This is a genomic window from Anaerobacillus alkaliphilus (assembly GCF_004116265.1).
GTDB lineage: Bacteria > Bacillota > Bacilli > Bacillales > Anaerobacillaceae > Anaerobacillus > Anaerobacillus alkaliphilus.
Genome location: NZ_QOUX01000039.1, coordinates 47607 through 68238, shown reverse-complemented (window position 1 = coordinate 68238; position 20632 = coordinate 47607). Strand labels below are relative to the sequence as shown.

Here is a 20632-nt window from a genome sequence, read left to right as displayed (position 1 = left end):
TGGTTTACCCCACTTCACATCTACATTTGTTATTACTATTTTAACAGAAAATTCCAATGCGGCAATTATTACTCAACCAAAAAAATAGCCGTATAGAATCTCCATACGGCCACCAGATATTACTTTATTCTCGCCTTCCCTTTTAAAAAATGAAGGATCACATGTGCTGCTAATCGACTTGTCATGTCGCGAAAATCCACAGTTGGATCAATCTCTACGATTTCTAAGCCTTGAACTTTTGGCTGTTCACCTAAATAAGTAATAGCCTCAATTAATGTAGCAGCACTCATGCCACCAGGTCCAATCGCTGGGCAACCCGGTGCCTCAGCTTGATCAACAACATCCATATCTAGCGAGACATAGATGACATCTACTTGACCTTTCATCATTTGAAGTGCCTCATCAATCATCTCAGTTATTCGTCTTTCGCGGACATTCTTCATTGTAAAAACGGTAACTCCATGACTGTCGACATACTTACGATAAAACTTACTATTTGAAAAATCACGGATACCGATTTGAACTAAATTTTCACCTAGAATTGTATTACTTTCTAGTAAGCTTCGAAATGGTGTTCCATTTGTTGTACCACCATCTTCGAGATTACGAACATCGTGATGAGCATCAAATTGGATTACTCCGACCCGACCCTTAGCTTTGGAGAATGCCTTTATACTTGGGTAAGTAATTGAATTATCACCACCAAGGATAATAGGGAGAAATTTACGATTCGTCGCGTAAATCTCTGACAGGGTTTTATATATTCGATCTTGTGAGTGAACGATGTCTGTTACGTGCATGACAATATCACCAAGATCCTGAATTTCAAAACTACTTAACTCGCAATCATCTTCAATAGAGTATGTCGTAAATGCCGAGAATGCCTTACGAATCGTACTTGGAGCAAGATGCGCTCCAGAGTGACTTATTGATGATTTTGAAAGAGGCGCACCAACAATTCCAACTCCAACAATTTCTTGTTCATTCCATGGCTTTACGATATCAGAAAAACGTGTCACATGCCGGTCAACAAAAGGTGAGCCTGTGGGCTTTAGATACTGAAAACTACTCACGAATTTTCATCCTTTCAGTAACTACCTTTCCATTTTTAATCACTTTGTTCACATGGTTGACTCCATAATGATAAGGAATATATAAATAGTTTGGTGCATCCCAAATCACGATATCTGCTTTTCTACCAACTGCTAACTGTCCTGCTTCGTTACCTCGACCAATGGCGTGAGCTGCATTTACTGTTACCGCATTCCAAATTTCCTCTGGGGACATTTTCAATTGCAATGCTGCAATCGACATAATCAACTGTAAATTCTCAGTCGGTGAGCTACCTGGGTTAAAATCAGTCGCTAATGAGACTGTAACACCTTGCTCAATCATCTCTCTTGCTCTAGCAAATGAACTTTTTCCCAGATAAAATGTTGTTCCTGGTAACAAAACAGCAATGGTACCATTCTCAGCTAACAAACGAATCCCTTCGTTAGAAGCACCAACAAGATGATCTGCTGAAATTGCTCCTAAGGAAGCTGCCATTTCCGTCCCGCCAAGCGGATCAATTTCATCAGCATGAATTTTCAAATCAAAGCCTTTTTCCTTGGCTTTTCTTAGATATTCACGAGATTGTTCAACTGTAAATACCCCTGTTTCTGTAAAAATATCTACAAACTCTGCTAGTTCAAGATTTTTAATTTCATCTAGCATGGCTAGCATTTCTTCTAAAAATAGCTCTGGATTTCCTTTATGTGTTTTCGGGATCGCATGTGCTCCTAAAAACGTTGAAACAATATCTATCTGATGATTTTTTTGAAGCTCTTTCGCCACTTGTAATTGTTTCAGCTCTGTTTCACGATCTAATCCATAGCCACTTTTCGCCTCAACCGTAGTTGTTCCAAAACTTAGCATGCGGTCAAGGTGGAAACTCGCTTTTTCATATAGCTCCTCGGAAGTTGCCTTTCTTGTTGCTTCAACAGTTGAGAGAATTCCTCCTCCTCGTTTTAAAATCTCTAGGTAAGGAACTCCTTGCTGTTTTAGAGCTAGCTCATGTTCCCGTGAGCCACCGAAGACAACGTGAGTATGAGGATCAACTAGTCCTGGAGTTACAAGCTTCTCCTTACAATCTATAAGTTTATCAAACTCAATATCTGAAGCATCGGTTCCGATGAAGGCAACTCTTCCATCTTTTATTCCAAGCACTGCGCCTTCAATGACCTCTAGCTCCTGCATTGCCTTGCCTGCCTTTGGGCCCTCAGAGCGCATCGGTAATAACTGTCCAATATTTGTTAGAAGTAGATCTACATGTACTGTCATCATTTCCCTCCATCCATTGGTATCACAATATTTTTCTCTTTCGCTACCTCTTTAGCAAGCTCATATCCTGCATCCGCATGGCGTATAACACCCATTCCTGGATCTGTGTTTAAGACTCGCTCAAGACGATCTCTCGCTCGATCAGTCCCATCTGCGACAACAACCATTCCAGCATGTAAAGAATAACCCATACCAACACCACCACCGTGGTGTACAGATACCCAGCTTGCACCAGCAGATGTGTTGACTAATGCATTCAATATTGCCCAATCCCCTACTGCATCACTTCCATCAAGCATCGCTTCTGTTTCACGATTAGGTGACGCTACTGAACCGCAATCAAGGTGATCACGTCCAATGACAATCGGCGCTTTGAGCTCACCTGTACGAACTAATTCATTCATCGCAAGGCCCATTTTCACCCGCTCACCATAACCTAACCAGCATATACGTGAAGGCAAGCCTTGGAAAGCTACCCTTTCTTGAGCCATATCGATCCAACGACAAAGCGCCTCATTCTCTGGGAACAACTCTTTAATTAAGCGATCTGTACGGTAAATATCTTCTGGATCACCTGAGAGTGCTACCCAACGAAACGGTCCTTTTCCTTCGCAGAACAGTGGACGAATGTAGGCTGGAACAAATCCAGGAAAATCAAAAGCATTCTCTAAGCCTTCATCTTTGGCTACTTGACGAATGTTATTTCCATAATCAAAAACAATTGAACCGCGTTGTTGGAACTCAAGCATAGCTTCAACATGCTTTTTCATGCTTTGGTTCGCAAGTTGAACATACAGTTCTGGATTTTCTTTACGTAATTCGTTGGATTGATCAAGTGAGTACCCTACTGGTACATAGCCATTTAGCGGATCATGAGCTGACGTTTGGTCTGTAACTATATCAATCTCGACTCCACGAGCTAAAATCTCATGATGAACCTCAGCGGCATTTCCAACGAGTCCAATTGAAAGTGGTGTTCCATCTTTTTTCGCAGCCAGTACCCACTCTAATGCTTCGTCTAACGAATGCGTCATCCGGTCACAATATCTTGTCTCGATTCGTTTTTGAATTCGCTCTGCGTCTACATCGACTGTTAGAACGACTCCATCATTCATCGTAACCGCTAGAGGTTGAGCACCCCCCATTCCGCCAAGACCTGCAGTTAGCGTTACTGTTCCTCTTAATGTGTTATTAAAATGCTTTTTAGCAATTGCTGCGAACGTTTCGTAAGTACCTTGTAATATCCCTTGCGTTCCAATGTAAATCCAGCTTCCAGCTGTCATTTGCCCGTACATCATTAGCCCTTGTTTTTCGAGGTGGTTGAAGTGCTCCCAATTCGCCCATTTTGGGACTAGTACTGAATTAGAAAGTAACACTCTCGGTGCGTGCTCATGAGTACGGAAGCGCCCAACTGGTTTGCCTGATTGGATCAGCAACGTTTCATCAGCTTCTAGTGTTTTTAACTGTTGAACGATCGTATCAAATGACTCCCAGTTCCGTGCAGCCTTCCCTATGCCACCATAAACAATTAAATCCTCTGGTTTTTCTGCTACTTCTGGATCAAGATTGTTACAAAGCATTCTAAGCACGGCTTCCTGTTCCCAACCCTTACATTGAAGCTCTAATCCACGATTTGCTCTTACTACTCGTTTTTTTGTCTCAGTCATATTTTTTCGCCCCTTATATATTGGTAATGTTCAATCTCGCAACTTTCTTTCAACCATGTATTCAGTGCTTCAATATCTTTTGAAAAAATTCGATCTGCGGTAATGATTGGCACTACTTTTCGGCCTTCATCTAAAAATTCACGTGTTGTCGTCGCCATTTTTTCTCTACCACGAATGTCACAAGCCTGCATCGCACAAATGGCTTCAATGGCAAGAACACGACGAACATTTGTGATAATTTGATAGGCGTGTCTAGAACCAATAGTCCCCATACTAACATGGTCTTCTTGATTTGCTGAAGATGGGATTGAGTCAACACTCGCTGGATGTGCCAACGTTTTATTTTCTGAAACAAGAGAAGCTGCTACATATTGCATAATCATTGCCCCTGATTGCAAACCTGGTTCTGGACTTAAAAATGGTGGCAAATCATTTAACTGTGGATTAACCATTCTTTCAATTCTGCGCTCAGAAATATTTGCAAGCTCGGCCATGGCAATTTTTAAGAAATCCATCGCAAATGCTATTGGTTGGCCGTGAAAGTTACCACCCGAGATCACCTTTTCACCGTTATCAAAAATAAGCGGGTTATCTGTAGCGGCATTCATTTCAATTTCTAACTTTTCTTTTACGTAACCTAGAGTTTGCCATGTAGCTCCGTGAACCTGTGGAATGCAACGTAATGAATAAGCATCTTGAACGCGTACTTCCCCTTGTCTAGTGGTGAGCTTACTGTCTACTAAATGAGTGCGAATTCGTTTGGCAACGTCGACTTGTTCTTGATAACCACGTGCAAGGTGAATATCTTCATCGAAGGCATCAATTATTCCTTGGAGGCCTTCCATTGTAAGTGAAGCAATAATTTCGGATTGAAGCGCTAGTTTTTCTGCTTCCAGATAAGCAACTACACCCATAGCTGTCATCGCTTGCGTCCCATTAATGAGGGCTAGCCCCTCTTTGGCAGTTAACGTGATTGGAAAGATCCCTTCACTTGTTAAAGCCTTCATAGCCGTTGTTTTTTCCCCTTTGTAAAATACATCGCCTTCACCAATTAGAACGAGGGCAAGATGAGATAGAGGAGCAAGGTCTCCGCTGGCTCCTAGGGAACCTTGTTGCGGAATGATTGGATGTATCCCTGCATTCACTATCTTCAGCAATTGTTCAATGACAATCGGGCGAACTCCTGAGAAACCTTTCAGTAATGCATTTGCTCTTAGAACGACCATAGCTCGTGAGACAATCTCAGGAAACGGCTCTCCTACACCACATGCGTGAGAGTAAATCAGGTTCAACTGTAGGGACTCCACATGCTCTTTATCAATATATACATCACTAAATTTCCCAAAACCCGTGGTAATTCCGTAGACGATTTTTTCGTCTTCCACTATTTTTTCTACCGCTTTACGACTAGCAATGACCTTCTCCATACTTTCTTTTGAAGCTGATACTTCTTCGCCGTCTAAGAGGATTTTTTTTATGTCGGGAAAAGTCAGCGACTGACCTGTTAATGTAACCATATCCACTTCTCTCCTTTATCAAACTAAAGTGACAATAGAAAAGGGGCTATATCAAGGAAATCGGGTGATTTCACTGATATAGCCCCCTAAATAACTAATTTACTATGGGCATTATATATGGTTGATACCTAAACCTATTGTTTCATGTTCGGACCCTTTAACCGGAGCACCAATTGTTCCATAAAGACAGACAGCAAGCCAGTCTCCTTCCGCCTCACTCTCATAAGGATTGCCACGAAGAATGGAAAAACTTAAGCCTACGGTTCTTAGTACAGAGCCGATTTGCACCTGCCCTCTCGTGACACCACTAAGTGCTTCCATGATGGCATGGTACAAAGCATGAGACTCGCGATAGACATCGCTCTTGATGACACCGTTTTTCTTTGCTGCGGTTTCAATTGCGGCAACAACTTTGTTGGTATCCATTGAACCAACTTTACCCGTACAGCCCAGCCAGCCTAAATCACTAATCATTTTTTGCTGCTCAGCCTGGTCGTGCTCACTAAGTAAAAGCATGATTGCTAATCGCCCAATCTGGCGATCTTTACTAAATGTTGTCATACGTAACAACTCTCTCATCGTCTAAAGTATCTAAAAGTCTACTATAATTGTAAGCGCTTCGTAATGTGAAGTCAATGAATATTCTAACTATTTATTGTGTTGACTTGGGAAAAATAGGGTATTTTAGCTGAACGTGGAGGTTTGGACTGTAAATTTCAATTTTGGATCATAAATCATCTAGTTTGGATCGTAAATTTCAATTTTGGACCATAAACTACCTAGTTTGGACCGTAAATAAAAATTATACTACTATTTGTCCCCTCCCCTTTTCGAAAAATCCGTACCATAACAAAAAAATCGGCCCAATCGGCCGATTTTACATTAAGAACGATACACCTGTATACAAAATTACGGTAATTCCAGCTGCTATCAGTGCTGGCTTTAACTTAAATCGGGCATAATCCATGACTGATAATCCTAAAATCTTCGCGATCGTATTTGTATCATCACTTAAAGGTGATGCAAATGCGCCAAAAGAACCGCTGGCAAAAACTGCACCAATAATGAGTGGCAACGATACATCACCAGCAATTGAAAGCGAGATCCCCAGTGGCATTAAAATCCCCCAGGTTCCCCATGCCGAGCCGATAAAATACGAAATGAGCGCGCCAAAAGCAAACATTAACGGTGTAATAAAGTTTGTTGGGATCCAATTGGTGTGTGCAGTCACAAACCCGGTAAACCCTAAATCATCCGTTACGGATGACAGACCCCAAACCACTGAGAGTAGCACGATGACTGACATTAAATCATTTCCACCAGAAATAAAACTATTTATTAGCCCTGATAACGTAAATTTTTGAAAAAGATAAAATGCCAGTGTGAAAAACACAGTTATTAGTAATGCCACAACCATCGCTTGCAGGACATTGGCATTAATAAACGCTTCAAAAAAAGTGAATCCTTTCACTGCGCCGTCCCACCATGTCAAAAATAACGTTAACCCAATGACAAGAATGATTGGTACGATTAAATTCCATGGTTTCGTCGGAAGTTCCTTTGAAACTGCTGGATGACACTCATGCCAGTCCTCTTCAGGATCTCCCTCAATTTGGGTCGGTGCATCAGTGTGTGATTTGTGAAAGAAGCTTAAGTAAATCCCTACTAAGATAATTGTAATTGCGAAAAAGTTAAACGGGATACTCTGAATAAATAAAGAGTATGGTTCAAACTGCCCGCCAACATTTTCAACGGAGATTTGAATAACCGATACCATGTAACCAACAAAGGCGGTAGCGACAGGAATTAACACAATGAGCGGTGTTGCTGTTGACTCAATGACAAAGCCTAATTCCTTCGTCGACATCGGTACTTTTTTCAATAAAGCTTTCATAATCGGCGTGATTGTTACGAAGCGAAAGGTCGGTGCGATAAATGTCCCGATTGTCGAAACGTATGTAATCGTTAATGCCTGTTTCTTCGTAGTAATTTTCTCAGCAGCTTTCTCAACAAAGCCTTTGATTCCTCCTGTTTCTTTAATCATGCCAACTAAACCTGCAAATGAATAAAGAAACACAACAATTTTGATATTATTTTCATCAATAAGTGCTTGTACAACATACAAAAGAAACGTCTGCATACCACCAATGAACGATGGTGAAAGTATATAGCAGCCTACCAGCAATCCAGCAATTAATCCCGGTAAAACCTCTTTTGTATAGATAGCAATTGGGATAACAACTAAAAAAGGAATAATGGATAACCAACTTGCCTCCATAACAAATCCTCCTACTCACACAAGATTTTTTTAGCTTGTGGCAAGTAAGGGTAATTTATGTATGTCAAAAAGAAAGAACCCCATGTAAGGGGTCCTAGCTCATTTTCTTTAAATTATCCAAGTCAGGATCACTTTCAGCCAATTCTAAATAATAATGACGATCGTCATCTTCACTTGTTGTAACAAACTGCAAATGTTCAGATGCTTCCTTTACTTGACCAATAACTGACAAGAAGCACGCCATATTGTAATGAGCGTTTAAGTTCGATGGATCACGCTCAAGCAATTGTTGCGTATACTCAATTGCTTCCTCTGTTCTGCCCTGAAGGTGAACCGCGATACTCAGCTGCGTATATGCTTGAAGATAGTCTGCATCCACCTGTAATGTCTGCCTTGCCCACTCTTCCATTTGTTCGTAATCACCTATATGTTCAAAAATACGACTTTTCACATAATAGGGATTACATAGATCCGGTTCAATTGCAATGGCTTGATCAACATGAACTAAAGCTTCCTCCACTCGAGCGAGATTTAAGAGTAGCTGTCCAAGATTGTTATGAATTGCCCCAAGCTCTCGACCTTCTTCAAGACAACGAACCAATAATTCTACTGCTTGTTCGTATTGATCTCTGTTCGATGGGTCCCAATATTCGAGCGTAAAATAACCAAAGAAAAATGCCAAATCAAAATTCCAACCATCTTGCAGATAATTCAACAGTTCTTTCTTCGCCATCTCTCGTCCAGCCCCATGATGAACGTAATACTCACAAAGCCAATGAACACCGGTGCCGTTGTCCGGATTCAACTCGTAAGATCGTTTGTATAAATCTATGATAATTCTATCAAAATCTTCGAGCTGAACACCCGTTAACTCTTGCTTTAATTCAATCATTTGCTGAACAACAGCATTTCCTGCATGCATAAAAACAGCACTTTTGTCTGGATCAGAAAGTTCTATTTCCATAAGTAATTCCGCGAGCAATTCCAAACGCTGTTTTTCAACTAACGAACCAACCAGTATACCGTGTAAATTCTCATTTTGACTATCAGTTGAAAGCAACTTCAAAGTTAAATCTACAGCTTCATCATACAGCTGTAGCTTATGACAAACGGAAGCATAATGGCTCAAAATCGGTTCACTCTCTGGCTCAATCGCTAATGCCGTTTCAAGTAACAAAGCCTCACGGGCTCCGTCTCCTCGTAACCCAGCAATAAACGCTAATGTCTGTAAGCGCCAAATCTCCGCCACCTCACCTTGAATGCCTTCTAAATAACTCTCAACGACATCTAATTTCCCTACTTGCTCAGTCAGCTGAAAGAAATAGTCCAAGACTAAATCATCTGGAGCTTTTTTCAAAACTATAAATAGGTAATCAAATTCATTTTCAGGGCGCTCGTTTAATTTTTCAATATAAGATAAGCGAAAATACGCCACTGTAAAATCCTCATCTAACTCTAAGCACTTCTGATAGAAAGGCTCTGCTTTCTGATAGTCTTCTTGATGATAATACATCTCTCCTAGTCGATAATAGGGAAATGTATTTGCCTCTTCGTTTTCCATCGCTTTGCTAAACCATTCCTCAGCTACATCAAGCTTGTCAGCCGTCTCATATAGACAGCCAATATAACACATCAAATTTACATCATCTGGATAGTCACTAGCCAACTGACCCTGTAAAAACAAACGCGCTCTTTCATTGTATGGAGTGTTCTCCACTAGATTTACATAGAGATTCCAGCTGTACTCTAAGTTGTTTGGCCCAATTGAAAGCCCAGACTCTAACCACTCCAAAGCCTGCAGTTCATCCTCTACACCTGAGGCCTGTTGATATAGCCATTCGCCTGCATCGAGCATAAATGAGGCATCTAACTGAAATCGCTTCGTTTCCTCTTTCAAAAAAGCTAGCGCTACTTCTCTTCCATCCAGCTCATAAACAACCTTGACATAGGATAAGATCGGCGAGCTTTCGTCCACATGATGCTCAATTACTTTTTCATAACAAGCTCTTGCCTGACTGTACATTTCTTGAGCAACATAAAGATCCCCGAGTGTCATTAGCAACGCATAGTCTGTCGGACTGCAGTTAGCAAAACCCTCCTGAAGCTCTATCATTGCAAGCTCACTATCATCGAAATGATCGGCGTAAATACTAGCTATTTCAGTATATGGGTAAGACATGTGTGGGTCTAAGCGCTTCGCAACATGGAACCCCCGTAATGCTTGATGAAAGCGCCCCATATTTTGATCACAACGAGCTCGCTCGTACCATGCATGACTATGATGTTTATACTCTTTTACTAGTTCACTATAAAGCGATCTAGCTTCTGTATATCTCTCTTCGTTAAATAACATAAACCCGTGGTTCATTCGGTTCCAGATATCACTGCGATTAATATCAAGGGAAATTTCCGAGTACTCTAACGCTTTTTGCTGATCATTCTCGTAGTATGAACATAGAGCTAAGTATGACCACGTATCATAATGGTCACTTTCCACCTTTAACGCCTCGTAAAAATGACTACTAGCTTCAATGTAATCATCTAAATCGTACGCCATTCTTCCAAGTAAAAAATGGTACAAATGAACGTTCTTATTTTTCACAGTCGTCAAAATGGCTTTTGCTTCTTTATATTTATTTGCACGTGCGAAGGCATAAGCAATAATGAGCTTGAAGTAGTCTGAATCAGGCTGAAGTTCAAGGATTTTTTTGCAAGTGTCAGTTAGAAGTTTTTCGTCACTATCATTTTTTCCAAAGAATTTCACCACATATCCCAGCGCATATAATGAATTTTCTAAGCTAATAAACTTCTCAAAATCTTTTACAGCTATTGGATCATTCTTTTCCATCCGATCGGAAAATTCATACATGTTCCCAACTAGCTGATGTTCTGCCTCATTTAGGAGAGAAAGCTTTTGTTTTTCTCCATTGGGAATGACCGCAATTGATAAACATTGATTATTACCATAATGCTTTTCGAAATCAACATATGTCACAAAAAACGGCTCAAGAAAATTCGGATCTTGGAAGTAAAATGCGTTCAAATTATCGTCAAACCCCTTAACCAATTGTACGTGCGAAGAATTCGGATAATCTAAACAAACGATAATCGACACACCAAGGTCTATGAGTCTCTGGTAATTTTCCACCGTGCCAAAAAAGAACTGGCAACTCATTTCTAGCTTTGTTAAGTAATCAACAGCAACCGTTAAACGTGACCCATTAATTTGAAAAATTGATTGTGCAATCTCTTCCTGACTCTTATTTAACTCGTATCGATCTAAAATCATCGAAAGTGTAGCGGGAACACAATAGTTATATTTTTGAACAACTACATTTGTCCGTTGAAGTTTAATTTTCTCTTTATCATAGGTTTCTCTTACTTGATATGGGCCTTCTTTAAATAACTTTGGCCGTTTTGTTATAACCGCTTCAAATTCTTGATATTTAGCAGTATCATAATAAATTTGCGCCCGCGAATATTGAAAGTAATTCTGATAATCATGATACGGAGTAATTTCCTCAAGATCGCTGAGAGCCTGGAGAAACTCTTCCCATTCCCCTAACTCCTTTAAACGTTTGGCCTTCTCAAGACGTAGCGGTAAATAGTACGGTACATGGGCAATTCCTTTTTCAATTAATGACAAAGCCTCACCTTGCTTCCCTTCAGCTAGGTAAAGTGCTTGCAATAAACTAAAGCAGAACTGCGGCTTTGGGTCATGCTCTATTCCCTCTAAAAAATAATCCCTCGCCGTTTCCCAATCTCCTTTTTGATAGTAATAAAAACCCCATCGATCGTATAGAGGTTCAGTAGCATTTTTTTCAAGTTCTAATAAGTAGTAATTGGCCTCGCCAAATCGTTTCATTTCTATTAATCCATGAGCAAGTGCCCAATAAGCACGTTCTAACACTTTAGTTTCTATAGACTGATTAGAGATCATCTCTTTTAACTGTTTCTCTGCTTCAAGATATTTGCCAGCATAGATTAATTCGTGACATTGAAGGATTTGCGTAAAAGAGCTTTTCCTCTGACGGTTCACCAATTTCACTAGTAAACTACTATATCGACTCATTAAGCTAGCATCCAAAACACGAAGAAGTGGTAGTAATTCGTCTTCCTTAATCGCTTGTGTTAGTGCTTTAAGTTCGTTATGGGTTCTTACCCCTTTGACTATTTGCACGATTCTATTCAATGCTTGATCGTACTTCATGTCTTTACTTAAAGAAACTATTTCCTCTATATTTGCTATTTTGAATGTCATCGCTTTGTTTTTTCCCCTTTGAATAAAATCCTTACCACAAATATAGCATGTTTTTAGCTATTATAACGAGCCAATTAATGGAGAAAAGCCATCCTACATGATGGCTTTTCATTCTCTACTCTTTTTTAGTATCTTTTGCAATTTCCTTTAACGATCGTATTTTCCCATGTGGGTTTTGTGCTTCTTTACGAGCACGAAATTGTCTGTCTTCTTGCGACTTTGACTGTGTCATCAGGATCCCACCTATTTTTAGAGGATTTTTGTTACGGTTATATTTTCTCGAAAATCAAACTCAATTATCCCTTCCTATCTTCACCAAAAAATGTGATGAGTTTTTATTTTTTCCGATCATACTAACAACGAGGTGATGATCATGATTAAAACTGATCAATTGATCGATCAGATAGCAAAACATAGCGTTCCTTTTAAAGAAACTCAAGACTTAAAGCCTTTGATTAACAAAGCTAGTAATGCTAAGTATGTCTTACTTGGTGAGGCAAGTCATGGAACAAGTGAGTTCTATACTGTCCGAGCAGAAATATCCAAAAAACTCATTAAAGAACACGGCTTTTCCTTTATCGCTGTTGAAGGAGATTGGCCAGCATGCTACGAAGTAAATCGTTACATAAAAGGAATGACTTCTGACTATACAAGCGCCGAAGATGTCTTAAAAAAATCATTTAACAGATGGCCTAGTTGGATGTGGGCTAATCGTGAGATGATCGATTTGATTGAGTGGTTACGATCTTATAATGAACAACTTGAAGGACACAAAGTTGGTTTTTATGGGATTGACGTCTACAGTTTATGGGAGTCAATGGAAGCAATTGTTGATTATTTTAAAAAAATTAACTCTCCTGAGATTGAAAAAGCATTAAATGCAATTGAATGCTTTGAACCATTCCAGCGGAAAGCGGAACAATATGGAATTTCAGCAGCCTTTTACGGCGAGGATTGTATGAGTGAGGTGATGGAACTTCTCCAAACGATACAGCAAAACCGTAAAATGTACGAAGAGGACCCTGAAGCTGCGCTTAGCCTAAAGATTAACGCCATTGCAGCAAGCAATGCAGAACATTACTATCATACAATGGTGACAAACGATAGTGAATCTTGGAATATAAGGGATCGTCATATGGCAGAGGCACTTCATTACATTGGGAGTTACTATGGTGCAAATGCCAAAGGGATTGTTTGGGAGCATAATACACATATCGGTGATGCTCGTGCAACAGATATGGCTAGTGAAGGCATGGTGAACGTCGGGCAGCTCACCCGTGAGCAGTATGGCGAAGAGAATGTTTACGCTGTTGGATTTGGCTCATATGAGGGTACTGTAATTGCTGCTGAGAGATGGGGCGATCCAGCAAAAGTGATGCCAGTACCAAAGGGGGCCTCAGGCAGTTGGGAAAGCGTCGTTCACAAGGCAGGGGCAACGAATAAATTTATCATGTTCAATGACGAAAATAAGCAATACTTTCAAGATATAATTGGTCACCGCGCCATTGGTGTTGTCTATCATCCGCAGTTCGAACACCACGGAAATTATGTTCCTACTCGGTTGTCTGATCGATATGATGCATTTATTCATATTGATCAAACAAAGGCGCTGTCGCCTTTGGGAAAATCATAAAACGAAGTGGGGTATCACTCCACTTCGTTTATTACTTTTAAAATCCATTAACAAAATACTCTATTGTTTCAATCTCATCTTCCGTTAACTCTCTGATTATCTTGTTTCGATATGCTGTCTGTATTCTATCTAAGTCGCCTTGATATTTCTCTGTTAGATCTGCAATAGTTCTTAAAAAAGTTGTTTCCTCTTCGTACTTAGCCTTTGTTATCGGTTTCCAATGCGATAGGATATACGTTGTTGCATCAAATTCTTCGAGCATGTCTAATAATTGTCTTGTACGCTCAATTGTATAGTTCCGCTTACTAGAGTATATATCTGGATATATCGAGTCACCCAAAAATAAAATCTTTTCTTCTTTTACATATACAACAATAGAGTCAGGTGCATGGTCTCCACCTACATGTTGAAGCACGCAAGTAACTCCACCTAAATCAATCTCAATTCTGTCTCTGAACGTCAATTCCGGTAAGCGTACCGTTATGTTTCGCTCACTCCCATACTCTTCTTTTATCGCATTTGCGCAAAACTCAATCTCTACACCTGTTTTTACCCGCTCTGCTAGTTCGTCATCCGTCCAGGCAAAAGGAAGTAGTTTCTGCATCTCTTTTTTGGTTAGTTCAGAAGAGAGTGACACCATATTTAAAGCAGCTAGCCCAAAGATATGATCCCAATGCCAATGGGTGATTGCTACTAAATCAGGAGCTTTTATATTTCGTTCTTTAAGCTCCTCTAAAAATAATTTTGCATGAGCTTTAGAATTTCCAGAGTCGATCATTAACGTACGATTATCTCCAATGACAGCACCCAAGATAGGACGATCCGTTTCTGATACCGGTGTTTGAAACCAAAATCTCTCGCTTAGCTTTTCTAGTGTTTGCATAGGTCATCCCCCTTGTCGTATAAGCTTTTTTAAAAATTAATCAAACGTTTGATTAACTTTTTACAGCTGTTTCACCATGGTATAATAACTACTTCCTGGCGGATAATCCTTTATTTCACCAGCAATTTTATAACCTCTCTTCTCGTAAAAGAAACGAGCCTGAAAATCAAAAGTAGTTAACAATGCTTTTGTTGCTCCTTTTTCCTTCGAAACTTCTTCTACTTGCGTAAGCAACTTACTCCCTAAACCTTTACTCCGAAATTCTTCTTGGAACCAAAAATCATTGATTTCCACCCAACCCCAATATACCTCTGCACTAATTCCACCGATACAATTTCCTAAATCGTCTGACGCCATAATATTGATTGGGACAACTGCCCCCTTTTCACGAGATTCACGGTGAAAGCGCGAGTGTAAATTATTGTATTCTTTTATCTTTGAACTCAAAAATTGAGAAAATTCCTCTTTAGTCTCTAATGATACTTCTATATGATAAATCACGCACTTTCACTCCATATGTATTTTTTATATCATTTTACCATAGCAGTTTAGCAGTTATTAACATTATTTTTATACAGACAAAAGACCAAACAAAGTTATGTTTGGCCTTAAAATTAAAGTTCTTTTTCATTCTTTTCATTTCCCTTTGCAAACATCCACCTACCTACCAAAAAGATAACCAGGGCCACCAAATAGACAACGTACCTATCTTGTGGGCTAATAGGAACTAGGTTGATCGCAATGACATATACAATGACGAGAGTTATAAAAGCTATAAGCGACTCTTTTAAATGGCACCATAGTCCTTCCATAACAAAACCCCTTACTAGATAGGATCAATCTTATCCATTATTAACATAAAAGAGTTATGGTAATCGCTAACCTTTGTCCTGTGGTGACTTCGTGAAGATAAGCTGTAGAACTACTCCAAATATACTAAGGAGAAAATAGAGAAAAAAGTATTCTACACCTGCCAATGACCCTCGATTTTCAATGAATGAATATTCAAATATGGTTAGTTGGCCCTCCGATAGTAATCCGCGGTACAAAAAGAATAATCCGACGAAGTAATATGGAACTGTTACCAAGAAAAATCTAGTACCTTTCTTTAAAAACAACCAAGCAAAGAATAGCGGGAATGTAACAATTACTGGTATTAGGCCAATTTTCGTGGATGTGCTGTGGTTTTGAGCAAAATCAAGTGGCATGACCAACAGTAGATAAATGACAAGACTAAAGAGGATCGCGACTCCATAAACCATTCTATTTTGCATAGTTTTCACACTCCTTTAGGGAGTAAGGTTCGTCTTACTACATATATATGGACAAAAACAAGACTTGCTCCATAATTTAGACTTTTACCTATGCAAAATATTTAAATGACTTTATTCCCCTTCCTTGACCCTTCCCATTACTATCGTGTTATAGTAATTTCCATCAGATAAGAACTTATCATTTCTTAATACACCCTCTACTTCAAATCCGAACCTTTTATAAAGGTCGATCGCTTTCTCGTTCGTTTCAAGTACGTATAAAGCTATCTTCTTAATCCCATTTGCGTCTGCCCATTGACAAGACTCTTTTAAAAAGTTTTTACCAATACCATACCCCCAGTATTCTTTTAACACACAGACACCGAATTCTACCTTATGAGAACTTCTCTTTAATGTATTACCTTCACACCTTGAAAATCCAACGATTTTCTCATTTACTTCAGCGACTAAAAATATGTTTCGGTCACTTCTCGTGTCATCCTCAATTAGTTGTTTAAACTCTTGTTCATCGATATAACCCTCACCTTTTTCTCTATCTAAAAATTCCGTTTCACCATCAATCTGAAGACGAAGTTTTGATAAACTATGTGCATCGGCCTCTACTGCCGACCTAATGGTATAGCTTAAACTGGTACTCTCGTACTCTTTTGGATAAATTTTCATTGCGAATCCATCCTTCACTTTATCCTATTTAAAATAACTTGCAATAAATTTTAACATTTATTACCTCTACTATGTTATAAAAAAAGAATAGGAACCCAATATCTCGAGTCCCCATTCCTGACTATTTACCCTCTAGAAAACAATTGCACAAGCCTAGCCCAAAATCCTTTTTCTTCTACTACCTCTATCTTGCTTGTTTCTAGTTCTACTTTTTTAATACTTTCAGTTTTAATGACAAATTGAACAGAATTTATTTTCTCATTCTCAGATGAAACAAAGGATACAGCTTCGAAATCAGATCTGTCATACTCAGCGATCATGCTATCAATTTCTTCTTGCATTTGATCTGGTAAGTCCTTCGTTGCATCATACAACTCATTGGTGCCATCGTAAAGCTCGCCAACTCCGTCTTCCAATTCTGCAGTTCCACCTGAGAGTTCTATAATACCTGCATGTAATTCATTATAAGAGTTAGAAAGTTGGCCTACGCCACCTGTATAACTTACTAATCCAGCATGGAACTCTCGATAATTTATGGCTAATGTTTCCAAGCCCTCTTGTAATTGTGCGAATGAATTTTCATCATCCATGTTTTCAAGAGAAGACGAAAGCCCATTTGCTATAGAAGTTAAAGAACCGCCCATTTCGTTAATAGCTCCACTCACTTTCTGTAACGTCACATGTACTGCATCAAACCCTTCTTTTACAGCAGAATATGTTGCTCTAGCAGTTAAAGCAGCTGTATACGTCTCAACTAGTTGGTCCACAACGACTTTATTTGCACCACTTTGATACAATCCATGAATGTCTTGTTCAGTAATCTGATATTGAGGAATGGCCATGATTGCACTGTCTAATGTTTGATAAACGACTGTGTAATTCTCTCGTAAAGTAGATAACCCATTGGCTGTTTCATTAAGACCATTAGCTATCTGCGATAAGCCCCCTGGCAAATTTTTCAACTCTGTTAGATCCATTCCCTCAGAGTTAGTTAGTGAATGGCTAATTGTCGCTAATGCTTCATTAATAGCATCCGAAGCATCCACTAGCTCGCCAGAAGCATCACTTATTGATGTCATACCGTCCTGATACTGTTTAGAACCGTTTCTAAGACTTGTGACACCGTCGTTTAATTCCGTAACCCCATCATTTAGTTTTCCAACACCTTCATTTAGCTCTTTAATTGCACTTGTTAATGTTTTCATATCTTCAGTCATCTCATCAATGTCAGGTGTGTCAATCGACATCGACATTGGAATAGCTGCAATTTCAATTCCTTGTAATTCAAAATCTACAGCATCAGCCTGAATGATAAGCTTTGCATCTCGATCTGGCATGACTGAAAACGTAATTTGCTTATTTTTTCCCACGTTTACCGTCATGCCATCGTTCGTCTCAATATTTCGAAAAATATCTGGATCTAAGGTTAAAGATACTTGTAATAAATAGTTCTCAAAAAAGACTCGATCAGCATTTTCATTAGCAGACGTAAAAATATTGATCTCTACATGACCATCTTTTCCTGCTAGTTCTTCTGGAGATAGTACAGTGCCATCTAGCAAGTAGGATACCTTGATATCCCATGGTAATTGACCACTTTCCTTCATGTTCCCCTGATAATAGTATTTACCTTCTGGTGCATCAATAAGAACCGTGCCATCAACCTGCTCAATTTCAGATAAATCGGTGAGGTTTGTTACACTACTATATTTACCATAATCTAGAATTGTCCCTGCTTTGATTACTTCCAAAATGTTTACTACGTAAATCTCATGTAATTCACCATTGGCATGTAAATTGGCATACACCACTTCATCCTTTGAAGCTAGTTCACCCTCTGCTTTTTCAGCCACCACTTTTTCTACAGAAGTACTAGTCGATTGGTTAGCATCCACAAGAAATGCAGGTAAGATTAGCATTAGAGCCAGAACAACTATCATAAATCGTTTTTTTCTCATCAACATTTCTCCTTATAAAAATTTGCTTTATAGGTTGTTTTGCAAATAAATTTATCCATTAACAATAATAGGGCAGGTAGGAAACACATAACCATCACAAAGGCTAGTAATGCCCCACGTCCTAGTAACAATCCTATTGACGAAACAATCGGATTAGATGAAGTAAACCATAGAATAAATCCTACACTCGAAAGAATTGCTGCAGAGATAGAAATAGAAAATGTTTTTTCATCTAATGTCTTCTTCATTGCTTTTACTGCCGTCATCACTTTACGTTCTTCTTTATACGTTTCCGTGAATAAAATTGCATAATCTACTGTCGCTGCCAACTGAACAGTACTTATGATTAAGTAACCAACAAATACTAAAGACGTATCTGTAAAGTACGGAATTGAAAGATTGATCCATACTGCAGCCTGTATCGTAATTAGTAAGACGATCGGAATAGAAATGGACCTAAATGTAAAAATCAGAACAATCGCAATCGTAATGACTGTCATAAGATTAACGACTGTATTATCCCTAGTAACGGTATTTTTAATATCGTATAACGTTACACTTTCACCAAGGCTAAACGCCTCATCTCCATAGTAACTCGCTGCTAACCCCTGGACAGTTTCCACCACAGAAAACGGCAAATCTCCTTCTTTACCACTATTCGTATATACGATAATCCGACTGTAATTTTCAGAAAAGAATTCACTCGTGATCGTTTCCTCTAAAAATTGAGGAGGGATTACAGTGCCGACTGAGCTTACATAAGCGATTACACTTGTCACTTGAGGAAGTTCTTGGAGCTCCTGAACTAGTTCAGTCTCCTTTACTAGATCCCCTTTAGGCACTAGAATAACAATCGGTACTGACTCACCAAAAATTTCTTCAATCGCAAGGAAGTCACTCCCCGCACGGCTCGTTTCTGGCTGCTCCCCAAGTCCATAAGTAAATGATGTATTACTTTGTGCTAAGAATGCAGGTACAATGACTATCAAAACAATGATTACGCTAGGAAACTTAATTTTGAGAATACTATTCCCAATTCCTTTGAAACTCGGAACAAAGCTTCTATGCTGTGTTTTATCCATCCATTTATAAAACATTAATGTTAGTGCTGGCAAAAAGACCATGACACTTAGAAAACTTAAAAGGATTCCTTTCACTAAATTCAAGCCAAGGTCTGATCCAATCTCAAAATTCATCAGCATTAATGCTGTAAAACCAAAGAAGGTTGTTGCAGCACTCGCTGCGATTGCCGGGAAAGACTTTTTCATCGCAAGTTGCATAGCTTCTTCTGGATTATTTGTTTGCTTCCTGTAATCGGCAAAACTATGAAGCAGAAAAATTGCATAATCAAGTGATACAGCTAGTTGTAAAATCGGAGCAACCGATTGGGTAACGAATGACACTTCCCCAATAAAAATGTTTGTTCCTAAATTAATGAGTACTGAAACTCCTATTGCCGTTAGGAAAAACACTGGTTCAACCCACGACGTAGTAGAGATAACAAGAATAAAGATAATGATAGGAACTAACAATACTGCCGCATAAAAAGCTTCTGTACCAGCCATTTTTTGAGATGTCGCTGTATCTAGCGCTTCTCCAGTAATCGCCCCTCTATCACCAATTAACTCATAGATGGAGTCCGTAATAGCAACTTCATCCCCTGCGCGAACATTTAACATGAAAAGCGCTTTACGGTCTTTGTAATAAGATTCCACTAACTCTTTGTCCGCCATCTCTAACGGTGTTTTTAAATCAAACACATTATCTAACCATAATACGTCCGAAACACCGTCAATAGCGCCAAGCTTTTCTTTATAGATAAGCGCTTCTAGTACCGATACGTCGTTAATCATCACTCTTGTATTCGGAACAGACGCGGTAAATTCTTGTTCCATGATTTCTAAAGCTTGTGTGGATTGCGCCTCATCTGGTAAGTAATCAACCATATTATAATTAACCGACACAAAGAATTGTGCCACCATTGAAATTGCTGTTATAATCGCAAAAACATAGACAATTAATTTTTTATGTTCAATAATTCTTGCTGCGATGCCAATAATCGTTCACCCTCTCTTGTGTTCTTAACAAATTCACTTTATCATTATATAAACACAGTGTTGTTTATTCAACAATCAGTTTCTTGCCATACGTCTAGTTCTCAACAGATCAGCTACTT

16 protein-coding genes are annotated in these 20632 nt (G+C 39.1%); 1 reads left to right on the top strand and 15 read right to left on the bottom strand.

The features are described from left to right. Window positions 1-119: 119 nt before the first annotated feature. From hutG to DS745_RS25165, 8 genes are all read right to left on the bottom strand, one after another. Complete coding sequence (gene hutG / locus DS745_RS12085) at window positions 120-1073, bottom strand: formimidoylglutamase (protein WP_129078503.1); 954 nt, start codon at window positions 1071-1073, stop codon at window positions 120-122. After that, a complete protein-coding gene (gene hutI, locus DS745_RS12080) occupies window positions 1066-2322 on the bottom strand; it encodes an imidazolonepropionase (RefSeq protein ID WP_129078502.1) in 1257 nt (418 codons plus the stop codon). Before hutI ends, hutG begins: the two co-directional genes overlap by 8 nt. Further along, window positions 2322-3989 (bottom strand): urocanate hydratase, encoded by a 1668-nt coding sequence (gene hutU / locus DS745_RS12075; RefSeq protein WP_129078501.1) that lies wholly within the window; start codon window positions 3987-3989, stop codon window positions 2322-2324. The genes hutI and hutU overlap by 1 nt, the downstream gene beginning before the upstream one ends. Continuing rightward, window positions 3986-5506 carry a histidine ammonia-lyase gene (hutH, locus tag DS745_RS12070; protein WP_129078500.1) on the bottom strand — a complete coding sequence of 507 codons (1521 nt, stop codon included), beginning with the start codon at window positions 5504-5506 and terminating at the stop codon, window positions 3986-3988. Before hutH ends, hutU begins: the two co-directional genes overlap by 4 nt. A gap of 111 nt (window positions 5507-5617) precedes the next feature. Continuing rightward, on the bottom strand, window positions 5618-6085 hold the full coding sequence (gene hutP / locus DS745_RS12065; RefSeq protein ID WP_277750920.1) for a hut operon transcriptional regulator HutP: 468 nt from the start codon (window positions 6083-6085) through the stop codon (window positions 5618-5620). A gap of 298 nt (window positions 6086-6383) precedes the next feature. Then, window positions 6384-7784 (bottom strand): Na+/H+ antiporter NhaC family protein, encoded by a 1401-nt coding sequence (locus DS745_RS12060; RefSeq protein WP_129078499.1) that lies wholly within the window; start codon window positions 7782-7784, stop codon window positions 6384-6386. A 94-nt stretch (window positions 7785-7878) separates the two neighbouring features. Continuing rightward, complete coding sequence (locus tag DS745_RS12055) at window positions 7879-12045, bottom strand: tetratricopeptide repeat protein (protein ID WP_129078498.1); 4167 nt, start codon at window positions 12043-12045, stop codon at window positions 7879-7881. Between the two features lie 115 nt (window positions 12046-12160). Next, entirely contained in the window at window positions 12161-12277 is a 117-nt protein-coding gene (locus tag DS745_RS25165; protein ID WP_241657804.1) for a DUF6254 family protein, read from the bottom strand. A gap of 141 nt (window positions 12278-12418) precedes the next feature. Between DS745_RS25165 and DS745_RS12050 the strand changes: the two genes are divergently transcribed. Beyond that, window positions 12419-13678: an erythromycin esterase family protein gene (locus tag DS745_RS12050; RefSeq protein WP_129078497.1), complete on the top strand. Its 1260-nt coding sequence runs from the start codon at window positions 12419-12421 to the stop codon at window positions 13676-13678. 37 nt (window positions 13679-13715) lie between these two features. On the opposite strand, the gene DS745_RS12045 is transcribed toward DS745_RS12050, so the two are convergent. The 7 genes from DS745_RS12045 to DS745_RS12015 form a co-directional block, all read right to left on the bottom strand. Further along, a complete protein-coding gene (locus tag DS745_RS12045) occupies window positions 13716-14561 on the bottom strand; it encodes an MBL fold metallo-hydrolase (RefSeq protein ID WP_129078496.1) in 846 nt (281 codons plus the stop codon). Between the two features lie 60 nt (window positions 14562-14621). Further along, window positions 14622-15062 (bottom strand): GNAT family N-acetyltransferase, encoded by a 441-nt coding sequence (locus DS745_RS12040; RefSeq protein WP_129078495.1) that lies wholly within the window; start codon window positions 15060-15062, stop codon window positions 14622-14624. A gap of 113 nt (window positions 15063-15175) precedes the next feature. After that, window positions 15176-15373, bottom strand: a complete 198-nt coding sequence (locus DS745_RS12035) for a hypothetical protein (RefSeq protein WP_129078494.1) — start codon at window positions 15371-15373, stop codon at window positions 15176-15178. A gap of 66 nt (window positions 15374-15439) precedes the next feature. Next, window positions 15440-15835 carry a hypothetical protein gene (locus DS745_RS12030; protein WP_129078493.1) on the bottom strand — a complete coding sequence of 132 codons (396 nt, stop codon included), beginning with the start codon at window positions 15833-15835 and terminating at the stop codon, window positions 15440-15442. A 111-nt stretch (window positions 15836-15946) separates the two neighbouring features. Next, window positions 15947-16498, bottom strand: coding sequence for a GNAT family N-acetyltransferase (locus DS745_RS12025; protein WP_129078492.1), 552 nt, complete (start codon window positions 16496-16498; stop codon window positions 15947-15949). Window positions 16499-16623: 125 nt separating this feature from the next. Beyond that, window positions 16624-18456, bottom strand: coding sequence for a YhgE/Pip domain-containing protein (locus DS745_RS12020; protein WP_196121245.1), 1833 nt, complete (start codon window positions 18454-18456; stop codon window positions 16624-16626). Further along, on the bottom strand, window positions 18456-20516 hold the full coding sequence (locus DS745_RS12015) for an efflux RND transporter permease subunit (protein WP_241657809.1): 2061 nt from the start codon (window positions 20514-20516) through the stop codon (window positions 18456-18458). The genes DS745_RS12020 and DS745_RS12015 overlap by 1 nt, the downstream gene beginning before the upstream one ends. Window positions 20517-20632 lie beyond the last annotated feature (116 nt).